At 65.4% G+C, this 23,914-nt stretch carries 21 protein-coding genes and 1 pseudogene; 12 read left to right on the top strand and 10 right to left on the bottom strand.

From position 1 onward, the window contains the following. Positions 1-6: 6 nt before the first annotated feature. The gene (locus tag MTX19_RS03375) at positions 7-1,191 is read right to left on the bottom strand and encodes a substrate-binding domain-containing protein (RefSeq protein ID WP_280982436.1); all 1,185 of its coding nucleotides are present in this window, start codon (positions 1,189-1,191) and stop codon (positions 7-9) included. A gap of 85 nt (positions 1,192-1,276) precedes the next feature. Further along, positions 1,277-2,461: a substrate-binding domain-containing protein gene (locus tag MTX19_RS03370; protein ID WP_280982435.1), complete on the bottom strand. Its 1,185-nt coding sequence runs from the start codon at positions 2,459-2,461 to the stop codon at positions 1,277-1,279. Positions 2,462-2,643: 182 nt separating this feature from the next. On the opposite strand from MTX19_RS03370, the gene MTX19_RS03365 reads away from it, so the two are divergent. Next, the gene (locus tag MTX19_RS03365) at positions 2,644-3,087 is read left to right on the top strand and encodes a MarR family transcriptional regulator (RefSeq protein WP_280974451.1); all 444 of its coding nucleotides are present in this window, start codon (positions 2,644-2,646) and stop codon (positions 3,085-3,087) included. Between the two features lie 38 nt (positions 3,088-3,125). On the opposite strand, the gene MTX19_RS03360 is transcribed toward MTX19_RS03365, so the two are convergent. After that, positions 3,126-4,190, bottom strand: coding sequence for a sulfite exporter TauE/SafE family protein (locus MTX19_RS03360; RefSeq protein ID WP_280982434.1), 1,065 nt, complete (start codon positions 4,188-4,190; stop codon positions 3,126-3,128). Between the two features lie 4 nt (positions 4,191-4,194). Next, positions 4,195-4,473, bottom strand: a complete 279-nt coding sequence (locus tag MTX19_RS03355; protein ID WP_280982433.1) for a metal/formaldehyde-sensitive transcriptional repressor — start codon at positions 4,471-4,473, stop codon at positions 4,195-4,197. Positions 4,474-4,736: 263 nt separating this feature from the next. On the opposite strand from MTX19_RS03355, the gene MTX19_RS03350 reads away from it, so the two are divergent. Continuing rightward, complete coding sequence (locus MTX19_RS03350) at positions 4,737-5,174, top strand: VOC family protein (RefSeq protein ID WP_280982432.1); 438 nt, start codon at positions 4,737-4,739, stop codon at positions 5,172-5,174. Between the two features lie 259 nt (positions 5,175-5,433). On the opposite strand, the gene secA is transcribed toward MTX19_RS03350, so the two are convergent. Next, a complete protein-coding gene (gene secA / locus MTX19_RS03345; RefSeq protein WP_280982431.1) occupies positions 5,434-8,301 on the bottom strand; it encodes a preprotein translocase subunit SecA in 2,868 nt (955 codons plus the stop codon). A gap of 343 nt (positions 8,302-8,644) precedes the next feature. Here secA and MTX19_RS03340 point away from each other — a divergent pair, with 343 nt between their 5' ends. Together MTX19_RS03340 and argJ are read left to right on the top strand one after the other, a co-directional pair. Then, positions 8,645-9,577 (top strand): peptidylprolyl isomerase, encoded by a 933-nt coding sequence (locus MTX19_RS03340; protein ID WP_280982430.1) that lies wholly within the window; start codon positions 8,645-8,647, stop codon positions 9,575-9,577. A gap of 267 nt (positions 9,578-9,844) precedes the next feature. Beyond that, a complete protein-coding gene (argJ, locus tag MTX19_RS03335) occupies positions 9,845-11,086 on the top strand; it encodes a bifunctional glutamate N-acetyltransferase/amino-acid acetyltransferase ArgJ (RefSeq protein WP_280982429.1) in 1,242 nt (413 codons plus the stop codon). A gap of 183 nt (positions 11,087-11,269) precedes the next feature. Here argJ and MTX19_RS03330 read toward each other — a convergent pair whose 3' ends face one another. Further along, positions 11,270-12,619 (bottom strand): TadE/TadG family type IV pilus assembly protein, encoded by a 1,350-nt coding sequence (locus tag MTX19_RS03330; RefSeq protein WP_280982428.1) that lies wholly within the window; start codon positions 12,617-12,619, stop codon positions 11,270-11,272. A 166-nt stretch (positions 12,620-12,785) separates the two neighbouring features. Here MTX19_RS03330 and MTX19_RS03325 point away from each other — a divergent pair, with 166 nt between their 5' ends. Beyond that, entirely contained in the window at positions 12,786-13,196 is a 411-nt protein-coding gene (locus MTX19_RS03325; RefSeq protein WP_280982427.1) for a (deoxy)nucleoside triphosphate pyrophosphohydrolase, read from the top strand. 146 nt (positions 13,197-13,342) lie between these two features. On the opposite strand, the gene MTX19_RS03320 is transcribed toward MTX19_RS03325, so the two are convergent. Beyond that, positions 13,343-14,188: a methyltransferase domain-containing protein gene (locus MTX19_RS03320; protein WP_280985842.1), complete on the bottom strand. Its 846-nt coding sequence runs from the start codon at positions 14,186-14,188 to the stop codon at positions 13,343-13,345. A gap of 76 nt (positions 14,189-14,264) precedes the next feature. Between MTX19_RS03320 and MTX19_RS03315 the strand changes: the two are divergent. The 5 genes and pseudogenes from MTX19_RS03315 to MTX19_RS03295 all read left to right on the top strand — a co-directional run bounded on the left by MTX19_RS03315 (position 14,265) and on the right by MTX19_RS03295 (position 17,300). After that, a pseudogene (locus MTX19_RS03315) lies at positions 14,265-15,072 on the top strand (ComF family protein). Positions 15,073-15,101: 29 nt separating this feature from the next. After that, entirely contained in the window at positions 15,102-15,374 is a 273-nt protein-coding gene (grxC, locus tag MTX19_RS03310) for a glutaredoxin 3 (protein WP_280974463.1), read from the top strand. Further along, on the top strand, positions 15,374-16,252 hold the full coding sequence (locus tag MTX19_RS03305; protein WP_280974464.1) for a carbon-nitrogen hydrolase family protein: 879 nt from the start codon (positions 15,374-15,376) through the stop codon (positions 16,250-16,252). The genes grxC and MTX19_RS03305 overlap by 1 nt, the downstream gene beginning before the upstream one ends. Continuing rightward, positions 16,249-16,719 (top strand): DUF1178 family protein, encoded by a 471-nt coding sequence (locus tag MTX19_RS03300; protein WP_280982426.1) that lies wholly within the window; start codon positions 16,249-16,251, stop codon positions 16,717-16,719. Before MTX19_RS03305 ends, MTX19_RS03300 begins: the two co-directional genes overlap by 4 nt. A 140-nt stretch (positions 16,720-16,859) precedes the next feature. After that, on the top strand, positions 16,860-17,300 hold the full coding sequence (locus tag MTX19_RS03295) for an EamA family transporter (protein WP_280982425.1): 441 nt from the start codon (positions 16,860-16,862) through the stop codon (positions 17,298-17,300). 66 nt (positions 17,301-17,366) lie between these two features. Here MTX19_RS03295 and MTX19_RS03290 read toward each other — a convergent pair whose 3' ends face one another. From MTX19_RS03290 to MTX19_RS03280, 3 genes are all read right to left on the bottom strand, one after another. Then, positions 17,367-18,266 carry a DMT family transporter gene (locus MTX19_RS03290; RefSeq protein ID WP_280982424.1) on the bottom strand — a complete coding sequence of 300 codons (900 nt, stop codon included), beginning with the start codon at positions 18,264-18,266 and terminating at the stop codon, positions 17,367-17,369. Positions 18,267-18,421: 155 nt separating this feature from the next. Beyond that, on the bottom strand, positions 18,422-19,180 hold the full coding sequence (ubiG, locus tag MTX19_RS03285) for a bifunctional 2-polyprenyl-6-hydroxyphenol methylase/3-demethylubiquinol 3-O-methyltransferase UbiG (RefSeq protein ID WP_280982423.1): 759 nt from the start codon (positions 19,178-19,180) through the stop codon (positions 18,422-18,424). Between the two features lie 14 nt (positions 19,181-19,194). Further along, entirely contained in the window at positions 19,195-19,662 is a 468-nt protein-coding gene (locus MTX19_RS03280; protein ID WP_280974469.1) for a PH domain-containing protein, read from the bottom strand. A gap of 177 nt (positions 19,663-19,839) precedes the next feature. Here MTX19_RS03280 and MTX19_RS03275 point away from each other — a divergent pair, with 177 nt between their 5' ends. Together MTX19_RS03275 and ptsP are read left to right on the top strand one after the other, a co-directional pair. Beyond that, the gene (locus tag MTX19_RS03275; protein ID WP_280982422.1) at positions 19,840-21,096 is read left to right on the top strand and encodes an aspartate kinase; all 1,257 of its coding nucleotides are present in this window, start codon (positions 19,840-19,842) and stop codon (positions 21,094-21,096) included. Positions 21,097-21,593: 497 nt separating this feature from the next. Next, positions 21,594-23,861, top strand: coding sequence for a phosphoenolpyruvate--protein phosphotransferase (ptsP, locus tag MTX19_RS03270; protein WP_280982421.1), 2,268 nt, complete (start codon positions 21,594-21,596; stop codon positions 23,859-23,861). Positions 23,862-23,914 lie beyond the last annotated feature (53 nt).

Below are 23,914 nucleotides of genomic sequence, written 5' to 3'. Positions count from 1 at the left end.
AGAAATTCAGACCGTCCGGATCACCTTGAAGTCGAGACCGTCGGCCTCGGCAAGATACATCGGCATTTCGGCACGGCCATCACGGATGATAACCGGTCCGCGCGCGCCGCCATAGACAATGTTGCGCGAGGCCGCGAACAACGGCGCCATGGACAGCGAGCCGGCGCGGTTGGCCACGGCCTCGAGGAAGCGCAGCCCTTCATAATTTGACTGGCCGACCGAGCCGATCGGCGGCGCGTAGGGACCGAACATCGCGCGGTAGCGATCCATGAAGTCGTCATTGGCGTGCGAGCCGACCGACGGAAAATAGCCGGAAGCGCAGAACAGGCCCTCGGAATTGTCGGCGCCGATGCCGAGCAGCACGGTCTCGTCCATTGCGCCGGCCAGGCGCAGCGTGGTGGCGCCGAGGCCGCATTCGGCGAAGGCGCGGTTGAAGGTGATGCTGTCGGTTCCGATCAGCGAGATCAGCACGACGTCGGGCCGCGCCGCGCGGATTCGCGCCAGATGCGGCGCATGGTTGTCCTCACCGACCGGAACAAACTCCTCGCCGACCACATGGCCGCCGGATTCGGCGATATAGGCCTTCACCGCGCGATGCGACTGCCAGGGCCAGACATAATCGCTGCCGATCAGATACCAGCGCGACGCCTTCTTGGCCTCGGCGAGCCAGTGGATCGCCGGCCGCATCTGCCAGCGCGGCGTCTCGCCGATCGCCATCACGCCCGGCGTCCGCTCGCCGCCTTCATAGAGCGGCGTGTAGACATAGGGCACGCGGTTGCGCGTCACCTTGCGCAGCGCGACCCGGACCGCGCTGGTGTGCAGCCCCATCATGAGGTCGATGCCGTCGAAGGCGATCGCCTGCTCGGCGCGGTCGATCACCTCGTCCAGCGTTCCGCCGGCGTCATAGATCGACAGCTCGATCTCGCGGCCGAGGATGCCGCCGCGCTTGTTGATCTCGGCGACCGCTAGCTGCGCGCTGCAGGTGGCAGCCGGTCCCCAGACGCCGGGCGAGCCGGTGCAGCAGATGAAGGCGCCGACGCGAAGCCGCCTGTCCGCCCCGCGCTGCCGGAACACGGCGCGATCGCTCGGCGACATCGGCCGATCGGCCGGCGGCGCCGACAGGTTCCGCAGCAGCAGGGACGGCGGAACGGCAAGACCGCTGCGCGCCTGGAAATTGACCGTCGCGTGCACACCCTCTCCTGTCTGGCATCAGGGGCCCGGGACGTTCCGCCGGCAACTGCGGCACTCGCCCTCTTGCGGGCCATGATGCCGTCTTTCAGATCGCCTTGACCAGCTTGAAATCGAGACCGTCGGCCTCGGCGAGATACATCGGCATTTCGGCGCGGCCGTTGCGGATGGCGACGGGCCCGCGTGCACCGCGATAGACGACGTTGCGCGCGGCCGCGAACAACGGCTCCATCGCCAGGGTTCCGGCGCGTTCGGCGGCCGCCTCCAGGAAGCGCAGGCCCTCGTAATTGGACTGGCCGACCGAGCCGATCGGCGGCGCATGCGGGCCGAACATCCCGCGATAGAGGTCCATGAAGTCGTCATTGGCGCGCGAGCCGACGCAGGCGAAATAGCCGGAGGCGCAGAACAGGTTCTCGGTGTTGTCGGCGCCGATGCCGAGCAGCACGGTCTCGTCCATCGCGCCGGCGAATCTGAGCGTGGTGGCAGCGAGCCCGGATTCGGCGAAGGCGCGGTTGAAGGTGATGCTGTCGGTGCCGATCAGCGAGATCAGCACGACTTCCGGCTGCGCCGCGCGGATGCGCGCCAGATGCGGCTCATGATGGTCCTCGCCGAGCGGGACGAATTCCTCGCCGACGACCTGGCCGCCGGATTCGGCGATATAGGACTTCACCGCGCGATGCGACTGCCAGGGCCAGACGTAATCGCTGCCGATCAGGTACCAGCGCGACGCCTTCTTGACATCCGCGAGCCAATGAATCGCCGGCCGCATCTGCCAGCGCGGGGTCTCGCCGATCGCCATCACACCCGGCGTCCGTTCGCCGCCCTCATAGACCGGCGTGTAGACATAGGGGACGCGGTTGCGGGTGACCCTGCGCAAGGCGACACGGACCGCGCTGATATGCGACCCCATGATCAGGTCGACCTCGTCGAAGAGGATCGCAGCTTCTGCGCGGCGCGCCACCTCCTCGATCGGGCCGCCGGCATCGTACATCGACAGTTCGATCTCGCGGCCGAGAATGCCGCCGCGCTTGTTGATCTCGGCGACCGCGAGCAGGACGCTGTTGGTGGAGCTCGGGCCCCAGATTCCCGGCGAGCCGGAGAAGGTGATGAAATTGCCGACCTTGAGCTTGCTGTGCGCGCTGCGGCGTCGGGATGAGCCTTGCCTCGTGGCCGACAGGTCGAGCTCGGCCGCGCATGACGACGGATCCCTGAACAGCAGCGGCGGCGCGACGGGTAGACCGCCATATGCCTGGAAAGCAACCGTCGAAAGCACGCCAACTCCTGTCTGGGAAGCACAACGCAACGCAGCCAGCCGGGCGGTCCGCGGCTACCGCCCCTTTGGTTGGGGGAATATCCTAGGTGAAAATATTGAATATTCAATAATTGAAGTGCATATAGAAATGGCATGCGTTGCCGGACATTCATTCAACCGGGTCAGGATCCCAGATCGTAGCCGTGGCCAAACCGCCGAAAGAAAATTCCCCGATCACCGAACATCTCGCCTACCTGCTCGCGCAAGCGAACAGGGAGATCAACCGGCAGTTGGAGACGCGCCTGAGCAAGGAAGGCGTGCCGGTCGAGCAGTGGCGCATCCTGAAGGTTCTGTCCGACGGCAACGGGCACTCGATGGGCGAGCTTGCCGAGGCGGTGCTGCTGAACCATCCGACCCTGACCAAGATGATCGACCGCATGGTGTCGGATGCCCTGGTCTACCGCGTCCAGGATCCCAAGGATCGCCGCAAGGTGCTGATGTTCGTCTCCGATCGCGGCAAGGCGCTGAGCCGCCGGCTGAACTCGCTGGCCATGAGCCAGGAGGAGCACATCGTCGAGAGCTACGGCGGCAAGTCGACCAACGAGCTCAAGCGTCTGCTGGAAAACCTGATCGGCAGCGCCAACTGACGCCGCCCGCTATTCGCGTCGGCTGAGCGCGCGACGCGCTAGATCGCGCTCCAGCCCAGCCATCCGGTGTAGAGTCCGACGAACATGATCAGCACCGCCGATGCGTAAGGCGCGTGGTGCGCGAACCAGCTGAAGCCGGACCAGCGCCGCTCGATGTGGCGCATGCTCAGTGCGGCAAGCACGCCGGCCGAGACCATGGTGATCGCAAGGCCGATCCCGAAGCACAGCACCAGCGTGAAGCCGAGGCTGAGCTGCTTGAGCTGGATGCAGAGCAACAGCACCGTGATCGCCGCCGGGCACGGGATCAGGCCGCCGGTCAGGCCGAACAGCACGATCTGCCACGTCGTCACGGTTCGCCCGGCAAAGCGCTTGCGGATGTCGGCCGCATGCTCGCGGGCGTGCGCGTCGTCCTCGTCGCCCAGGTTCATGTGCGAATGGTCGTGCTCCTCGAAGGCGGCCTCGAACACCTTGCCGCGTCCGCACAGCGACAACCGCATCCGAAACGCGTGGGGTTCGGGAATCTCGTCGAGGCTTTCCAGGAAGCCTTGCTTGGCCGCGAACGCGAACGACTGCGTCGTTCCGTCGGGCCGTTGCGTCTCGACAATGACCGCTTCGGGCGATGGCAACGCGCCCTGTTCGGCTTCAATTCGCCAGCGCGGCGGTACGCCGTCCTCGAAGATCGCGAGCGTCAGCACGGCATCGCCGAGCTCGATGCGTTGCGTTTCATCATGGTGATGATGGTGGTCGTCATCGCCATTCTGCTCGCGCCAGGTCCGCCAGGCCATCCAGGCGGCGATGCCGATGATCACGACGGCTGATGCGACCTGGAAGTAGGCCTCGCTCTGCTCGCCGTTCCATTGCCGCCCGAAATACAGGCCGCCGAGCGCCACCGCCCACACGATCGCGGTGTGCGAGATCGCGGCCGACAGGCCGAGCAGGGCGGCCTGCAGCACGGTACCGCGGATCGCGATGATGAACGCCGCCATCATCGTCTTGGAGTGGCCCGGCTCCATGCCGTGCAACGCACCGAGCAGAATCGCGCTCGGCACGAACAGCCAGGCATGGGCCGAGCCCTGCTGCAGGAGTTCGGAAAGGCCGATCATCGCGTCACTTCAGATAGGTGCGGACCACGTCGATCAGGTCAGCCGCGCCTTGCGCCTTCGCGGAATCCTTCTCGTGCGCAGGATCAACGACGTGATGGCGAATGTGCTCCTCGAGCAGCTCGGCCGTCAGGCCGTTCACCGCACCACGGACCGAGGCGACGAGCATCAGCACGTCGGCGCAGCCGAGTTCGGATTCGAGCGCGCGCTCGACCGCCTCGATCTGCCCCTTGATACGCCTGATCCGGCCGATCAGCTTCGACTTGTGCTTGATGGTGTGCGTCATGATAGCCTAAGATAGGGGGGTACCCTATATGGGTCAAGCGACAATCCACTTGCATCCCCCCGGGGCGGCGCCATCAACACGACGGTCCGCACCATCAAAAAGGCCCGGCTTCCTGTCGGGAGCGCGCCGGCCGGTTCGTCCTCGGACAAGCGCGCACGAACGGAGCCACCTGCCCGCCTTGGGCCCCGTTCGCAGGCGCCGCCTTCCCGCCTCCCGCGCGAAGGTTCCGGCCCACCTGATCCAGTTAACGAGGACCATCATTCATGACTTCGATCACGCCGTTCCTCTGGCTCGACAACAACGTCCGCGAGGCCGTCGCCTTCTACAAATCGGTGTTCCCCAACGCCAGGATCGAGACCCTCAACGACTTCATGGCGAGCTTCGAGCTCGAGGGGCAGCGCTTCCACGCGCTGAACGGCGGCCCGAAATTCAAGTTCAACGAGGCGGTGTCGTTCTTCATCAGCGTCGAGACGCAGGAGCAGGTGGACTACTTCTGGACCAGGCTCACCGCCGACGGCGGCCAGGAATCCAACTGCGGATGGCTGAAGGACAGATTCGGCCTGTCCTGGCAGGTCGTGCCCACCGCGCTCGGCCGCTACCTCGGCGACCCCGACCGCAAGGCGGCCGACCGCGCCATGCAGGCCATGATGAAGATGAAGAAGATCATCATCGCCGATCTCGACAAGGCTTTTGCGGGCTGATCAGGAAATCTGCGCTGACGTTTCCGCGTCGTCACGGCCGGGCACAGCCGTCTGAAGGACGGCGTCGCTTCCGCTCGCCTATGCCTGGCCATCCACGTCTTTCTGCCCGGGACAAGCCCGGGCATGACGAGTTTGTGGGTGGACTAACCAAACCGCCGACACCGAACGCCGAACATAATCAGGATATGCGACCGCCTCTCCCGCAAGCGGGAGAGGCGACATCAACTCGCGACCGATCTCGATCAGGGATTATCGAGCTTTACGCGTACCGGCCGTGGCAGTGCTTGAACTTCTTGCCGCTGCCGCAGGGGCAGTCCTCGTTGCGGCCGACCTTGCCCCAGCTTGCCGGGTTGTTCGGATCGCGGTCGGCGGCCGGGGTCTTCGGCACCAGCGAGGCCTGGGCGAAATTGGCTTGGGCGAAATTGGCCTGCGCAAACGCCATCTCGTCCTCGCCGGTGTTCGGATCGAGCTTGTGCACTTCCATGGCCGGCAGCGGCTGCGGCGGCTCTTCCGGCGGCACGATCTCGACCCGCATCAACTGCGCGGTGACCGCCTCGCGCAAATGCGCACTCATCTCCTGGAAGAGGTTGAACGCCTCGGTCTTGTATTCCTGCAACGGGTCGCGCTGGCCGTAGCCGCGCAGGCCGATCACCTGACGCAAATGATCGAGCATAATCAGATGCTCGCGCCAGAGATGGTCCAGCGTCTGCAACAGGATGGTCTTCTCGACGTAACGCATCACGTCGGGGCCCCACTGCGCGACCTTGGCCGCCATGTGCTCGTCGACATGCTTCTCGATGCGCGCGAGCAGCTCCTCGTCGGCGATGCCCTCTTCCTTGGCCCATTCGTCGACCGGCAGATCGACATCGAGCACGCGCTTGAGCTCGTCCTTCAGCCCGGCGGTGTCCCACTGCTCGGCATAGGCATGCTCGGGGATGTGCTTGGCGACGACGTCCTCAACGAAGGCATGGCGCATGTCGGCCACAGTCTCGGCGACGCTGTCCTCCCTCATCAGTTCGACGCGCTGATCGAAGATCACCTTGCGCTGGTCGTTCTGGACGTTGTCGAACTTGAGCAGGTTCTTGCGGATGTCGAAGTTGCGCGCCTCGACCTTCTGCTGCGCCTTCTCGAGTGCCTTGTTGATCCAGGGATGGATGATGGCCTCGCCTTCCTGCAGTCCGAGCCGCTGCAACATGCTGTCGAGCCGGTCGGAGCCGAAGATGCGCATCAGATCGTCTTCCAGCGACAGGAAGAATTTCGAGCGGCCGGGGTCGCCTTGACGGCCGGAGCGGCCGCGCAGCTGGTTGTCGATGCGGCGGGATTCGTGACGTTCGGAGCCGATGATGTAGAGGCCGCCCGGCTTCTTCACGGTCTTGGCCGGCTTGGAACCCTTGGCGGGCTCGACCTCGACGTCTTCCTCCGCCTTCAGCACGATCTCGCGGAAGCGCTCGATATCGGCCTTGATCTGCTCGATCCTGGTGGCCTTCTCGGCCTCGTCGGTGATCCCGGCGGTCTCCTGCTGGATCCGCATCTCGAGCGAGCCGCCGAGCTTGATGTCGGTGCCGCGGCCGGCCATGTTGGTCGCGATCGTGATCGCGCCCGGCACGCCGGCTTCCGCCACGATATAGGCTTCCTGCTCGTGGAAGCGCGCGTTCAGCACCGCGAACAGCTTGGCCGGCTTGCCGGCGCGCGCGGCGACATAGAGCTTCTCCATGCCGGATTGGGAGGTGAAGTCGATCTGCTTGTAGCCGTGCTTCTTCAGGTACTCGGCGAGCACTTCCGACTTTTCGATCGACGCCGTGCCGACCAGCACCGGCTGCAGCCGCTTGTTGGCGCGTTCGATCTCGGCGAGGATCGCGGCATATTTTTCCCCCTGCGTGCGGTAGACCTCGTCGTCCTCGTCGAGGCGCGCGACCGGCAGGTTGGTCGGGATCTCCACCACCTCGAGCTTGTAGATGTCGAACAATTCGTCGGCCTCGGTCGCGGCCGTGCCGGTCATGCCCGACAGCTTCTCGTACATCCGGAAATAGTTCTGGAAGGTGATCGAGGCGAGCGTCTGGTTCTCCGGCTGCACCGGCTGGTGCTCCTTCGCCTCCAGCGCCTGGTGCAGGCCTTCGGAGTAGCGGCGGCCCGGCATCATGCGGCCGGTGAACTCGTCGATGATCACGACCTCGCCGTCGCGGACGATGTAATCCTTGTCGCGCGTGAACAGCGTATGCGCACGCAGCGCCTGGTTGATGTGGTGCACGACGGAGACGTTCTCGACGTCGTAGAGCGAGTCGCCCTTGAGCTGGCCGGCGTCGCGCAGCAGGGTCTCGATCTTCTCCATGCCGCCTTCGGTCAGCGTCACGGTGCGCTGCTTCTCGTCAACCTCGTAGTCGGACTTGTCGAGCTTGGGGAAGAAGGAATCGATGGTGTTGTAGAACTCGGAGCGGTCGTCGAGCGGGCCGGAGATGATCAGCGGCGTGCGCGCCTCGTCGATCAGGATCGAGTCCACTTCGTCGACGATCGCGTAATAGTGCCCGCGCTGGACCATATCGTCCAGGCGGTACTTCATGTTGTCGCGCAGATAGTCGAAGCCGTATTCGTTGTTGGTGCCGTAGGTGATGTCGCAGCCGTAGGCCGCCTTGCGCTCGGCGTCGTCGAGGCCGTGCACGATCACACCAGTGGTCAGCCCGAGGAACGAATAGATCTGGCCCATCCAGCCGGAGTCGCGGCGGGCGAGGTAGTCGTTGACGGTGACGACGTGGACGCCCTTGCCGGCGAGCGCGTTGAGGTAGACCGCAAGGGTTGCGACCAGCGTCTTGCCTTCACCGGTCTTCATCTCGGCGATGTCGCCCTCGTGCAGTACCATGCCGCCGATCAGCTGGACGTCGAAATGGCGCTGGCCGAGCGTCCGCTTGGCCGCCTCGCGCACGGTCGCGAACGCCGGAACCAGGATGTCGTCCAGCGTCTTGCCGTTGGCGAGTTGCTGCTTGAATTCGGCGGTGCGGGCCTTCAGCTGCTCGTCGGTGAGTTTGACGAGCTCGGGCTCCAAAGCGTTGATGGCGTTGACGCGGGCTTGATATCCCTTGACCCGACGGTCGTTGGCGGAGCCGAAAAACTTGCGGGCGAGCGCGCCGATCATGCGTAATTCCTGTTCTTCGGTCTTGCGTTACAGCCAGAAATGGTCCACCGAATCGCCTGTCAACTCACCGTGACGCGCTGCGGGTCGAGCCCCGAACCGGGGACTGATCCGCCAATTGAGTGGGAAACAGGCCATCCAAGGTTCAACGGCCAAAAACGCAGCAAAATAAGCGCTATCGCCGTTGACACAATGGGTCAGAGATATGGCCCGGTCGGTGGGTTGTCAACGCTGGCAAGATGTCAAGGAATTCATCATTTTGCCCGACTTTCGCGTTGCCAACGACGCACGATTGGGCGAGTGTCCGCCCCGCTCAAGCTTCCCACCTTTGAGACAAGGATATTGTATGACCACCTCGCTCCCGGAAACGAAAACTGGCCTGCGCCTCGGCCTGGCCACCCTGGCCGCGACGGGCTGTCTTGTCGCACTCCTGGCCGCCGGCCTTCCGGCCCGGGCCGCCGACTCCGACCCGGTGCTCGCGAAGGTGAACGGTTCCGAGATTCGCGCCAGCGACGTCGCGCTCGCCGAGGAGGAACTGGGCCCGAGCCTGCAGCAGATGGACCCCGCGACCCGCAAGGACAACGTGCTGTCCTTCCTGATCGACATGAAGATCGTGGCCAAGGCCGCCGAGGACAAGAAGGTCGAGAACAGCGACGAGTTCAAGAAGCGCCTCGCCTTCGCCCGCAACCGCCTGCTGATGGACAGCCTGCTCGCCACCGAGGGCAAGGCCGCGACCACCGACGAGGCCATGAAGAAGGTCTATGACGAGGCCGCCAAGCAGATCTCCGGCGAGCAGGAAGTGCACGCCCGCCACATCCTGGTCGAGACCGAGGACGAGGCCAAGGCGATCAAGGCCGAGCTCGACAAGGGCGCGGACTTCGCCGAACTCGCCAAGAAGAAGTCCAAGGACCCCGGCGCCTCCGACGGCGGCGACCTCGGTTTCTTCACCAAGGAGCAGATGGTGCCGGAATTCTCCGCGGTCGCCTTCTCGCTCGAGCCGGGCAAGATCTCCGATCCGGTGAAGTCGCAGTTCGGCTGGCACATCATCAAGGTCGAGGAGAAGCGGAACCGCAAGGCGCCCGACTTCAACCAGGTGAAGGGCCAGATCGAGACCTACGTGACCCGCAAGGCCCAGGCCGACTATGTCGCCAAGCTGCGCGAGACCGCCAAGGTCGAGCGCACGGAAGCCGCCAAGCCCGACGACGCCGCGAAGCCGGCGGACGCCGCCAAGGATGCGCCGAAGCCCGCCGACAACAAGATGGCGCCGGCGAAGAAGTAAGCGTCAGCACGCTCACCGCGTTGCAATTGCGATGGCCGGGCTTGTCCCGGCCATTTGCTTTTTGGGCCGCCTCGTAGCCCGGATGGAGCGAAGCGCAATCCGGGACGGACCCATCAACGGCTACGGCTGCCCCGGATTGCGCTTCGCTCCATCCGGGCTACGGATTCTTGAACGATTGATGACAGCCGCGTTCGTGCTGAGCCCTCTCCCGCTGCGACGAGCGAAATGATAAGGAGCGCTTCCCTCCCCGTAGCCGGAAGCTTTCCCATGTCCACCGCCGTCTCTCCCCTCGCCCCGACTGATGTTCCCGACATGCCCGTGATCCCAGGCGTGAAGCTTGCGACCGCGGCCGCCGGCATCCGCTACAAGGGGCGCACCGACGTGCTGCTGGCGCTGCTCGACGAGGGCACCACGGTGGCGGGCGTGTTCACCAAGTCGAAATGCCCGTCGGCGCCGGTCGAATGGTGCCGCGCCAAGCTGAAGGGCGGCAAGGCGCGCGCCGTCGTGGTCAATTCCGGCAATGCCAACGCCTTCACCGGCAAGACCGGCAAACAGTCCACCGCGCTGACCGCGCAGATCGCGGCGAAGGCGGTCGGTTGCTCGACCGGCGAAGTGTTCCTGGCCTCCACCGGCGTGATCGGCGAGCCGCTCGACGCGACCAAGTTCGACGGCGTGCTGGCCAAGCTCGCCGAGACCGCCACGCCGGATCACTGGATGGACGCGGCAAAGGCGATCATGACCACCGACACCTTCCCGAAGGTCGCCACCGCGACCGTGAAGCTCGGCAAGGCCAAGGTGACGATCAACGGCATGGCCAAGGGCGCCGGCATGATCATGCCCGACATGGCAACCATGCTGTCGTTCATCTTCACCGACGCGCCGCTGTCGGCCGCCGTGCTGCAAGCGCTGCTCAAGACCGGCGTCGAGGACACCTTCAATGCCGTCACCATCGACGGCGACACCTCGACCTCTGACACGCTGCTCGCCTTCGCGACCGGCGCCGCGGCAGCCGACGGCGCGCCGAAGATCACCCGCGCCAGCGACCCGCGCCTGAAGGCGTTCACCAAGGCGTTCCACGGCGTGCTCGCCAACCTGTCAGAACAGGTGGCGCGCGACGGCGAAGGCGCCCGCAAGCTGGTGGAGGTCATGGTGGAGGGCGCGACAACGAAGCCGTCGGCTCGCAAGATAGCCATGTCGATCGCCAACTCGCCGCTGGTGAAGACCGCGATTGCCGGCGAGGACGCCAATTGGGGCCGCGTGGTGATGGCGGTCGGCAAGGCCGGCGAACCCGCCAACCGCGACAAGCTGTCGATCTCCTTCAACGGCATCCGCGTCGCCAAGAGCGGCGCGCGCGATCCGTCCTACAACGAGAGCGAAGTGTCGGAGGCGATGAAGGCGCCGAAGATCCAGATCAAGGTCGCGCTCGGCCTCGGCAAGGGCCGCGACCGCGTGCTGACCTGCGATCTCACCAAGGAATATGTCGCGATCAACGGCGACTATCGGTCGTAAATCTCTCCTCCCTCTCCCCCCGCCCTTCGCGGGGTCGAGACGAGCGCAGCTCGCTCTAGAAGGTTGGGGTGAGGGGCTCTCACCGCGAATGCGGCGATCGATGAACTCGTGGAGACTCCCCCTCACCCGATCGCATCTTGCGATGCGATCGACCTCTCCCCGCAAGCGAGGCGAGGTAGCGCGTCAGCTCGAGATCCGCGCATCGGCGACGGCCTTCTGAAACAATGCGTTCATCGCCGCCGCGATGCCCTGGGTCGGGCTGACCTCGAAATAGAGCCCGGGCGAGGCGCAGCTCTGCATGTTCTGGGCGATCTGGCTGTTCGGCGAAGGGCCGTAGGGCCCTTGGTTGAACGGGTCGATCCAGGTCATGTACCAGTTGTTGGTCGGCAGCGCGAGATAGGTGGTGTAGAGCACTGCGATCTTGATGCCGCGGTTCTTGAGCGCTGTGCACAGCGCCGGATTGATCGGCGACTGGCAGCGGTTAGCGCCCGTGATCGGCTTGAGGCAGGCCGAATTGGGTTCATCGGCCACGCCGTCGGACACGAAGAACAGATATTTGAGCGGCGCCGACGCCGTGCCCGCGCCCGGATTGGCAATCGCATTGTTGATCTGCGGAAAGATCGTGGTGAACTGGCTGTCCTTGTCCTGGGTGTAGGAATCGTTGTTGCCGTAGACGCCCATCAGGTCGATGTTGCCGGCCGCCGACTTCGCGCTCGACAGGCTCGACGACAGCGAGAACAGGCTGCGCAGCCCGTAGGTCGCCGAGGACGCCCCGAAGTCGTAGATCGCCATGCGAAACTGGTTCGAATAGGTCTGAGTCGCGGCCGCAGTGTCCATCAACTGCTGGGTCGCGCTGCGCAGCACGTCGATCCGCGTCGTCACGCCGAGCTTCTTGGCGAGATTGTAGTAGTTGTTGGGATCGGTGTAGTCGTGGCAGGCGAATGCGCACTGGTCGTTCGGCTTGAACTTGTTGCCGGTGGTGGCCGTGACCAGCGCCGCCACGTCCGTCGGCGTCGCACCGACGCCCATCGACGGCGAATTGTCGAGCAGCAGGTAGAAATCGACATAGAGCGGCATGTTGGCGGTCGCGGTCGACGTGCCCGTCACCCTGACCGTCTTGCTGCCGATCAGGCCGAGAAACATGGTCGGGACATCGGCTGCGAACTGGACCGTCGAGGTGAGGACGCCGCCGGTCTTGGTCACGGTCGGCGTCACGCTGCCGAGCGTGAAGCCGTTCTGATTGAACACGTTGCCGTTGAAGATCTTGGTGGCGTCGTCGACAGCCGCCGGGATCGGCCCGTCCGACGTCATGGCGCCGGCGGCAATGAAGCCGGGCGAGGCCTTGGCGATCGATCCGACGCTCGCCGCATCGGCCGCGGACAGCAATTTGCTGCGGATCTGGTTGGCGCGGGAATAGTCGACCGCACATCCGACGGCGACGAGTATCGGGACCAGGGCAAGGCCGAAGATGATTGCAATGTTGCCCGAGCGGTCGCGGCGGAAACGGCTGAGGGTCCGGATCAAGATGCGCATGGATTCTGTGGACGGGGGGAAACGCGGAGGGACCTTCACGTAGCCGGTACGGAATTAAGGCGAGCTTATCGCGGCCGCAGAAAAAAGAGCGGAAACAAATCGTTTGGCCCGCAGAGCGTTGCTGGTTAATGAAAGCTTGAAGATCGCAACCGAACCATCACAGCGCATGGCCGATATCAAGCTCACCCTCGTCGTCGCCTGCGCGCTTGTCGATGCCGACAAGCGCGTGCTGCTGGCGCAGCGCCCCGAAGGCAAGGCGCTGGCCGGCCTGTGGGAATTTCCGGGCGGCAAGATCGAGCCCGGCGAGCGGCCGGAACAGACTTTGGTTCGCGAGCTGCATGAGGAAATCGGCATCACCGTGAGCGAGCCATGCCTCGCGCCGCTGACCTTTGCCAGCCACGCCTACGAGACCTTCCACCTCTTGATGCCGCTCTACATCTGCCGGCGCTGGGAAGGCATGGTGGTGCCGCGCGAGGGCCAGAACCTCGCCTGGGTGCGCGCCAGCAAGCTCCGCGACTACCCGATGCCGCCTGCGGATATCCCGCTGCTGCCACATCTGATCGACCTGTTGCTGTAGGGCGTATCGGACCGCAATCAATGCTGTCATGCGCGGGCTTGACCCGCGCATCCATCAATCTTCAGCATCCATCAATCTTCAGAAGAATCACGTGAAGCAGATGGATTGCCGGGTCAAGCCCGGCAATGACGGTCGATGGACGGCCATCATTCGCGCTTTATCCGCTTCACTGCGGCCTCCAGGCTCGCCTTTGCCGAGCCCGGCTTCAGCGGCTTCGGCTGGCTTTCATGCGGCGCCCAGCCGGAGAGCCAGACGATGTCGAAGGTGGCGCGGATGCGGCCGTCGGCGTCGGCAAAGCGTTCGGCGTAGATCTGCGCCATGCGCAGCATGGTGGCGCGGCGCGTCGGAGTGCGGCGGCGCTCGCGCAAGATATTGGTCGCGCCCATGCGCCTCAAATCCTGCATCAGCGCAAACGCGCTCGCGTAGCGCACCACGACGCGGTCGACATCGGTGACCGGCAGGGCAAAGCCGGCGCGCTGCAGCAGCGCGCCGATGTCCCGCAAATCGGCGAACGGCGCGACGCGCGGCGAGACGCCGCCCTCGCATTCCACCTCCGCCGCGGCAAAGGCCTGCCGCAGCTCGGTCAGCGTGTCGCCGCCGAGCATCGCCGCGAGCAGCAGCCCGTCCGGCTTCAGCGCGCTGCGAATCTGCGCCAGCACGCCGGGCAGGTCGTTGACGAACTGGAAGGCCAACGCGGAGACGGCAAGGTCGAGCGACTCGGGCGCCAGCGGCAGCGCCTCCTCCGGCGCAAATTCGACCTGCCCGATCGAACTGACGCGCCCGCGCAACGCCTCCGCAAGGCCGTCACCCGGCGTCCACACATCCGCCGCAGCGGAAAAGCTGCGCGACACCGCCTGCACCCGATCCGCCATGTCCTCAGCGGCGCGCTCGAGCAAAAACGTCACTGCGCCATCGCGCCGCGCGCGCATAAGCCGCGCGCCGAGCAGCGCGCGGTCGAACAGGATGGGAGCGGTCGTCGGGTTCGGTGCCATGCCGGCTGGTTACGCCGGACCGCGGCCGCAGGCAATGCGGGTTGAGCCTTTGCCACTCCGACGCTAGCCTCACCGCATGGACGCCGAGGCATCACCCCCACGCTCCGTTGCAAGCCATCTGCGCAGCGCGCTCGGCGCGGTCGGCGGCGCCTGCGTGCAGACGGCGCGGCTGGTGCTCGACATCGCGCTGCCGACGCTCTGCGTGTCCTGCCGCGAGCCGGTCGCCGGCGAGGGCGTGTGCGCGGAATGCTGGGCCAAATTGTCGTTCATCGCGCCGCCTTATTGTCCGCGGCTCGGCATTCCCTTCGTCTACGACCCCGGGCCCGAGCTGTTGTCGATGGAGGCGATCGCCAATCCGCCGGCCTACCAACGCGCCCGCGCCGCGGTGCGCTATGACGACGTCGCGCGCACGCTGGTGCACGCGCTGAAATACCAGGACCGCACCGATCTTGCCCCTACCATGGGGCGCTGGATGGCGCGAGCGGGCAAGGAATTGCTGGGCGATGCCGATGTGCTGGTTCCGGTTCCCCTGCATTGGCAGCGCGGCTGGAGCCGCCGCTACAACCAGTCCGCTGCACTGGCCAAGGTGATCTCACGCCAAAGCGGCGTCCGGATGGCTTCCGGGGCGCTGCGGCGCGTCCGCGCCACCGAGCAGCAGATCGGGCTGTCGCGTGCGCAACGCGCCAGCAATGTCCAGGGCGCATTCAAGGTGGCCGACGAGCGCAAGGCTGACATCCAGGGCCGCCGCGTCATCCTGATCGACGACGTGCTGACCTCCGGCGCCACGGTGACCGCCTGCGCGCGGGCCCTGCTGCGCCAAAGCATCGCAGGTCGACGTGCTGGTATTCGCCCGGGTTGTCGATAGCCACCGCGCTCCCATATAATCCCACATTCTGGTTCAACCGAGCGCATCATGACCGCTGCCATTGAAATCTACACCCGCCCGGGCTGCGGTTATTGCACCGCGGCCAAATCGCTTTTGACGCGCAAGAACGCCGCGTTCACCGAATTCAACATCGCCAGCAACCCGGCCTACCGCGACCAGATGTACGGCCGCGCCGGCGCCGGTTCGACCTTCCCGCAGATTTTCATCGGCAAGACCCATGTCGGCGGCTGCGACGAGCTCTACGCGCTCGACCGCGAGGGCAAGCTCGACGGTCTTCTGGCCAACGGAGGCGGCGCCTGATGAGCACAGACAACACCTTCACCGCCGCGATGGTGCAGATGCGCACCGGCCTCCTGCCCGAACCGAGCCTGGAGCAGGGCATGCGGCTGATCCGCGAGGCGGCGGCGCAGGGCGCCGACTATGTGCTCACGCCCGAAGTCAGCAACATGATGCAGCTGAACCGCAAGGCGCTGTTCGAGCACCTGGCAAGCGAAGAGGACGACAAGTCGCTGCAGGCCTATCGCGAGCTCGCCGCCGAGCTGAAGATTCACCTGCATATCGGCTCGCTGGCGCTGCGCTACTCGCCCGAGAAGGCGGTGAACCGCTCGTTCCTGATCGGGCCCGAGGGCAATGTGCTCGCGAGCTACGACAAGATCCACATGTTCGACATCGATCTGCCGGGCGGCGAGAGCTATCGCGAATCGGCCAATTACCAGCCGGGCGAAACCGCCGTGATCTCGGACCTGCCGTGGGGCCGGATCGGGCTGACGATCTGCTACGACGTGCGCTTCCCGGCGCTCTACCGCGCGCTGGCCGAAGCCGGCGCCTCGTTCCTCACCGTGCCCTCCGCCTTCACCCGCAAGACCGGCGAAGCGCACTGGCACACCCTGCTCCGCGCCCGCGCCATCGAGACCGGCTGCTTCGTGTTCGCCGCTGCGCAAGCCGGCCTGCACGAGAACAAGCGCGAGACGTTCGGGCATTCGCTGATCGTCGATCCCTGGGGTGAGATCCTCGCCGAGGGCGGCGCCGAGCCCGGCGTGTTCCTCGCCACGATCGATCCGGCCAAGGTCGAGACCGCGCGCAAGGCCATTCCCTCGTTGCAACACGGCCGGCGCTTCGGCATCGCCGACCCCAAGGCCGGTCCGGAGCATCTGCACCTCGTCCGGGGCTCGGCATGATCCGCTACACCCTGCGCTGCGAGCGTGGCCATCAGTTCGAGAGCTGGTTCCAAAGCTCGTCGGCCTATGAATCGCAGGAGCGGCGCCACCTGATCAACTGCCCGTCCTGCAGCTCGGCCAAGGTCGAGCGCGCGATCATGGCGCCGCAGATCATCAGCAAGAAGGGCCGCGAGCCGGCTCAGCCTGCGCCGGCCGCACCGACGGAAACAACCGCCAGCGAGCCGGCGTCGCTGATGATGGCGCAGGAACGCGAGCTGCGCGCCAAGCTGAAGGAACTGCGCGACCACATCGTTAAGAACGCCGACAATGTCGGCGACCGCTTCCCCAACGAAGCGCGCAAGATGCATTACGGCGATATCGAGCATCGGCCGATCTACGGCGAAGCGTCGCCTGAAGAGGCGCGCGCGCTGATCGACGAAGGTGTCGAGGTCTCACCGTTGCCGACGCTGCCGGAAGACAGGAACTAGGCGCGAACTACCTCCATCCTCGTCATTGCGAGGAGCCAACGGGTCCGGCTCTCGGCCGGCCCGACGATAATCTCAGCGACGAAGCAATCCAGCTTCGAGCTTGTTGCATCATGGATTGCTTCGCCGCCTGAACGACGCAAATGCCTCCCGACACCCTCTCCACCTGGCAGGTCTGGGCCTTCCTCTCCGCTGTGTTCGCCGCGCTGACCGCGACCTTCGCCAAGGTCGGCGTCGAGGGCATCAACTCCGATCTCGCCACCCTGATCCGCACCGTGATCGTGCTCATCACGCTGTCGGCAATCCTGTTCGCGACCGGGCAATTCACCCACCCCGGACCGATCTCGGGCAAGAGCTGGCTGTTCCTGCTGCTCTCCGGGCTCGGCACTGGCGCGTCATGGCTGTGCTATTTCCGCGCGCTCAAGCTCGGGCCCGCGACGCTGGTCGCGCCGATCGACAAGCTGAGCGTGGTGCTGGTGGCGCTATTCGGCGTCGCCTTCCTCGGCGAGCGGCCCTCGCTCTACGGCTGGATCGGCATTGCGCTGATCTCGACAGGCGCGGTTCTGATCGCAGCGAAGGGCTGACACATAGCGTTTTCAAGCGAAGTGGATACCGGTTCGCGCGAAGAAAACGCGTCAAAACAAGAATCTTTAAGCGGCAATCAACAGCGCAACGCCGATCACGATCAGGACGATGCCGGCGAGCTCGCGCAGCGAGAACGGCTGCTTGAGCGAGACATACGCCACGCCCTGCGCGAACAGCACCTCGATCAAGGCCAGCGTGCGCACATTGGCTGCCGCGGTGAGCGCGAAGGCCAGGAACCAGAATTGCGAGGAGAACGCGCCCATGAAGCCGGCGAACATCGAGGGCCGCCACAGGCCGAGGATTTTCCTCAGCACCTCGGGCGCGCGGAGCAGCAGATAGACCGACAGGATCAGCGTCTGGACGAACAGGCTCCACATCAGCGTATAGGACGCCGCCGTCACGAAGGAGACGCCCTGCACCGTGATGATGGCGCCGCGGAAGCTCACCGCCGACAGCGCGAACACCGCGGCGGCGCCGAGGCCGAGCGCGGTGGGGCGCAGATCCGCAAAACCCTTCTGGCCGCCGGGCCGCAGCGCCGTGACGACGACGCCTATGGTCGCGATCACGATCGCCACCACCTTGGCCGTCGTCAGATGGTCGCCGAGGAAGATGAAGCCGAAGATCGCGGTCTGGATCGCCTCGGTCTTCATGTAGGCCGTGGTCACCACGAAGGAGCGGTCGTTCATCGCCAGCAGCATGAAGCCGGTGCCGACGATCTGGCTCAGCGCGCCGACCACGAGCCACGGCCAGAACGCGGCCTGCGGCCACGGCACGTGATCGCCGGTCGCAATGATGGCGAGCGCGAAGAACACCACCGAAAACGGCAGCCCGAACAGAAAGCGGATGTTGGTCGCGCCGCAGGTCCCGAGCGGCCCCGTCAAGTGCCGCTGCATCGCATTGCGCGCCACCTGCCCGAACGCGGCGACGATCGTGAACGGAATCCAGAGCGAGGAGATCGTCAACATAAGCGAAAGGGAATCGGGGCCGGCGGGAGTATGGGTCCACCGTGCCGATTGCGGCTCACGCGGTCAACCGAGCCAGCGCATGACAGGGCTGCGGAGCGTCCACAAACGCAGTGTCGCCTGTGTGGAGACGGCACCGCCAAACATAGCCAACAGCCTCAAACCTCCTCCGCCACCACCATGTAGTTCACGTCCATATCGGTCGAGATGCTCCATTTGTCGGCGAGCGGATTGTAGACCACCCCGGCCTGCTCGGTGACGGTGAGGCCGTTGTCGGCGAGATAGCGCTCGAGCTCGGCGGGGGTGACGAACTTGCTCCAGTCGTGGGTGCCGCGCGGCAGCCAGCGCAGCACATATTCGGCGCCGACGATCGCGAGCGCAAAGCTCTTCCAGTTGCGGTTCAGCGTCGAGACCACCATCAGCCCGCCGGGCTTGAGCATCGCGGTGCAGCGCTTGAGGAATGCGCCGACGTCGGTGACATGCTCGACCACCTCCATCGCCAGCACGATGTCGAAGCGCTCGCGCGCGTCCATCTCCTCAACCGTGGTGCAGCGGTAATCGATCGACAGATGCCCCTTGTCGGCATGCAGCTTCGCCGCGGCGATGTTGGTGGCCGATGGATCGATGCCGATCACCTGCGCGCCGAGCCGCGTGAACGGCTCGCACAACAGCCCGGCGCCGCAGCCGATGTCGAGCATGCGCAGGCCCGACAGGCAGCCCAGGCTCTTGACGTTGCGCTCGAACTTGCGGCATGCGGCGTCGCGGATATAGGTCAGGCGCAGCGGGTTGATCTTGTGCAGCGGCGCCATCTTGCCGTGCGGATCCCACCATTCGTCCGACAGCTTCGAGAATTTCGCGACCTCGGCCGGATCGACCGAGCTGGCGGAGGATGAGGAAAGACTTGTCTGCATGGCCATGATTGCGCGCGCCCCTATCGCGCCGTGATCGAACTGCGGAACGCCAGCGGCGACGCGATGGTCTTGATCGTCTCGACGCCCTCGCCGACGCCGCGGATGGTCACGTCACCATAGTTGAGGATACGCCCGAGGATGCTCTGGTTGACGTCGACGCTCTCGACCTTGTCGAGGCTCATCTCGAAGGTCCGCCGCTTGATGAAGCCGGTTTTGTGCACGACGCGGAAATTGGTGACATCGGTTTCCGTGGTCCAGCGATGGAACCAGGCCGCAGCGGTCCAGTACAGCGCCGCGACCGCGACCACGGCCGCCGCCGCCAGGCAGAGCAGGACCAGACCGTCCACGGTCGTCATCCGCGACAGGATCGCAAGCACCAGCGCCACAATCCAGGCGACGATTGCCGGCCAGTAAAATATCCAGTGCGCATTGGTCGAATACAGCACCTTTTCGCCCGGTTGCAGGATTTCGTCGATGTAACGTCCCATCCGATCCGCCTTCGAGTCACCTCTGCGCCACAACCCGCCCGCAACCGGCCGAAGCGCCCCCAGGAACCGGCTTGCCCCCGGGCGCGTCGGTATGTATACGCGCCTTTCGGTCCCCGCGCTTGCGGTTTTGGGCGCGGGTTACCCCACTTATCCTCTTAAAGGAATAGACGCGTCGTCATGGGCCGCCTCGTGATGAAATTCGGCGGTACGTCCGTCGCCAATATCGATCGAATCCGCAACGTCGCGCAGCATGTGAAGCGTGAGGTCGACGCAGGCCATGAGGTCGCCGTCGTCGTCTCGGCAATGTCCGGCAAGACCAACGAGCTGGTTGCCTGGTGCACCGACGCCTCTCCCATGCACGATGCGCGCGAATATGATGCGGTGGTCGCCTCCGGCGAACAGGTCACCTCCGGGCTGCTCGCGATCGTGCTGCAGGGCCTCGGCATCCAGGCGCGTTCCTGGCAAGGCTGGCAGATCCCGATCAAGACCTCGGACGCACACGCCTCGGCGCGCATCCTCGATATCGACGGCGGCGAGATCATCACCCGCTTCAAGGAGCGCAAGGAAGTCGCCGTGATCGCCGGCTTCCAGGGCATCAATCCGCAGACCGGCCGCATCACCACGCTGGGCCGCGGTGGCTCGGACACCTCGGCGGTGGCGATCGCCGCCGCGCTGCATGCCGACCGCTGCGACATTTATACCGATGTCGACGGCGTCTATACCACCGATCCGCGGGTGGTGCCGAAGGCGCGCCGGCTCGACAGGATCGCATTCGAAGACATGCTGGAACTGGCCTCACAGGGCGCCAAGGTGCTGCAGGTCCGCTCGGTGGAGCTCGGCATGGTGCACAACATGCCGATCTTCGTTCGGTCCAGCTTCGACAAACCTGAGGATATCGACCCGTACGCCAACCAGCCGCCGGGCACGCTGATCTGCAGCGAGGAGGAAATCATGGAAATGCACGTCGTCACTGGCATCGCCTTCTCGAAGGACGAAGCCCAGATTTCCGTGCGCCAGGTCGAGGACAAGCCCGGCGTCGCCGCCGCGATCTTCGGTCCGCTCGCGGATGCCAATATCAACGTCGACATGATCGTGCAGAACGTGTCCGAGGACGGCAAGACCACCGACCTCACTTTCACCGTTCCGGCCGCCGACTACAACCGCGCGAAGGATACGATCGCGTCCGCAAAGGCGAAGATCGGCTACGCGCGGCTCGACACCGCGACCGACGTCGCCAAGGTCTCGGTAATCGGCAGCGGCATGCGCAGCCATGCCGGTGTCGCCGCCAAGGCCTTCAAGGCGCTCGCCGATCGCAACATCAACATCCGCGCCATCACCACATCCGAGATCAAGTTCTCGGTGCTGATCGACGCCGCCTACACCGAGCTCGCGGTGCGCACCCTGCACACGCTGTACGGGCTCGATCAGGCGTAGGCATCCACCGGCGGTCCACCGTCGGCGGTCTCTGATTCGTCATTCCGAGGCTCGCCAACGGGTCGCGCGAATACGCGCCCGATGACAGGCTCCGCGGGAGCCCGGAATCCAGATCAGTACGGTATGCGCGATCTGATGGATTCAGGGCTCGCGCCAAGGGCAGTGCCCCGACATGACGAGAGGGCTGGGCCGCGGTCGGAACAGCCGCACTCCAGCAACCGCGCCCCGGAGTTAGAATTTCTCTTAGCGGGCGCAGCATTGGCCTGACGCAGACGTTATTTGCTACTGGCAGGCGTTTTGCTTGGCAAAGCAAGCCTCGATTGGCTATACGGCCAATCAGGTGGGCTGCCCCAAACTGTGCCACAGTTTTGGCTATCCCGATTCGGCGGGACCGGCACTTGCGGCGACGCCGAATGACTAAAATTGTTGTTTTTGGCGAATTTTGCGCCAGCGGCTGACGATCCCGCTCGCTGGCCTCGTGGGAGGAATTGAAGCATATGCGGAGCGCGTCGGGAGGCCCCCGCGTCCTGTTGAGACGGCTCCGCGAAACCATGGCGGAGCAAGTCTCCGCACAGGAACGCCTCGACAAGATCGTGGTGCTGATCGCGGCCAACATGGTGGCCGAGGTCTGCTCCTGCTACGTGCTGCGTGTCGACAACACGCTCGAACTCTATGCCACCGAAGGCCTGAATCGCGACGCTGTGCACCGCACCGTGCTCAGCGCGCATGAGGGTCTGGTCGGCCTCGTCGCCAGCGAGGCGACGCCGCTGAATCTCTCCGACGCGCAGAGCCATCCGGCCTTCTCCTACCGCCCGGAGACCGGCGAAGAGATCTACCACTCGTTCCTCGGCGTGCCGATCCTGCGCGCCGGCAACACGCTCGGCGTGCTGGTGGTGCAGAACCGCGCCAAGCGCACCTATGTCGAGGAAGAGGTCGAGGCGCTGCAGACCACCGCCATGGTGCTGGCGGAGATGATCGCCTCCGGCGAGCTCGCCTCGCTTGCACAGCCCGGGCTGGAACCGGCGGCGCGGCACTCGCTGCACAAGACCGGCGCGGTCCTCTCGGACGGCATCGCGCTCGGCCATGTCGTGCTGCACGAGCCGCGCGTCGTCATCACCAATTACATTGCCGAGGACCTGCCGAAGGAGATCAAGCGGCTCGACGCGGCGCTGCTCAAGCTGCGCTCCGACCTCGACCACTTGCTCGAGCGCGGCGATGTCGCCGAGGGCGGCGAGCATCGCGAGGTGCTGGAAGCCTACCGCATGTTCGCCAACGACCAGGGCTGGTCGCACAAGCTGCATGAAGCGGTGGCCACCGGCCTGACCGCGGAGGCCGCCGTCGAACGCGTGCAGTCCGACACCCGCGCGCGCATGCTGCGCTCGACCGACCCCTATCTGCGCGACCGCCTGCACGACCTTGAGGACCTCGGCCATCGCCTGATGCGCCAGCTGGTTGGGCAGGATCACGCGCCGTCGCGCGAACAGTTGCCCGACAACGCCATCCTGATCGCGCGCGCAATGGGCCCCGCGGCGCTGCTCGATTATGACCGCAAGCGGCTGCGCGGCCTCGTGCTCGAGGAAGGCACCGCGAACTCCCACGTCTCGATCGTGGCGCGCGCGCTCGGCATCCCCGCGGTCGGCGAGGTGCCGAACGCGCCCGGCATCGCCGATCCGGGCGATGCCATTATCGTCGACGGTATCTCGGGCGAGATCTATGTGCGTCCCTCGACCGAGATCGAATCCGCTTACGCCGAACGCGTGCGTTTCCGTGCGCGGCGGCAGGCGCAGTATTCCGCGTTGCGCGACAAACCCTGCGTGACCAAGGACGGGCAGCGAATCGAGCTCCTGATCAATGCCGGCCTGACCATCGACCTGCCGCATATCGACGACACCGGCAGCGCCGGCATCGGGCTGTTCCGCACCGAATTGCAGTTCATGGTGAGCCCGACCCTGCCGCGCTCGACCGACCAGCTCGCGCTCTACCGCACCGTGCTCGACGCCGCGGGCGCGAAGCCCGTCACCTTCCGCACGCTCGACATTGGCGGCGACAAGGCGCTGCCCTACATGGAGACGGTGATCGAGGAAAATCCCGCGCTTGGCTGGCGCGCGATCCGGCTCGGCCTCGACCGCCCCGGCCTGCTGCGCGGTCAGATTCGCGCGCTGCTGCGCGCGGGCGGCGGCCGCGCGCTGAAGATCATGTTCCCGATGATCTCCGATGTCGTCGAATTCGACCAGGCCAAGGCAATCGTCGAGCGCGAGCTGACCTATCTGCGCCAGCACGGCCATTCGTTGCCTGAGCGCGTCGATGTCGGCACAATGGTGGAGGTGCCGGCCCTGCTCTATCAGCTCGACGAGCTGCTCAAGCGGGTCGATTTCGTCTCGGTCGGTTCGAACGACCTGTTCCAGTTCCTGTTCGCGGTCGACCGCGGCAACGCCAAGGTCTCGGAGCGCTTCGACATCCTGTCTGCGCCGATCCTGCGCGCGCTGCGCGACATCGTCCGCAAGGCCAAGGCTGCGAAGAAAGCCGCCTCGCTGTGCGGCGAGATGGCGTCGAAGCCGATCGGCGCGCTGGCCCTGATCGCGCTCGGCTACCGCTCGCTGTCGCTGTCGGCAACCGCGCATGGCCCGGTGAAGGCAATGATCCTCGACCTCGACGCCAAAAAGGCCGAGGCGATGATCAATCCGCTGCTCGATGCGCCGTCCGGCAGCGTATCGATCCGCGAGGCGCTGACGAAGTTTGCCGAGGCCGAGGGGCTGACCTTGTAGCGACGCTCCCGTCGCCTCAGCCCGCTTCCGCCGTCCGCAATTTCCGAGAATCG

Origin of the sequence: Bradyrhizobium sp. ISRA464, assembly GCF_029910095.1 — a bacterium.
Classification (GTDB): Bacteria; Pseudomonadota; Alphaproteobacteria; order Rhizobiales; family Xanthobacteraceae; genus Bradyrhizobium.
Note: the sequence above shows the minus strand (reverse complement) of the source record. Positions and strands in the feature narration are given on the sequence as shown.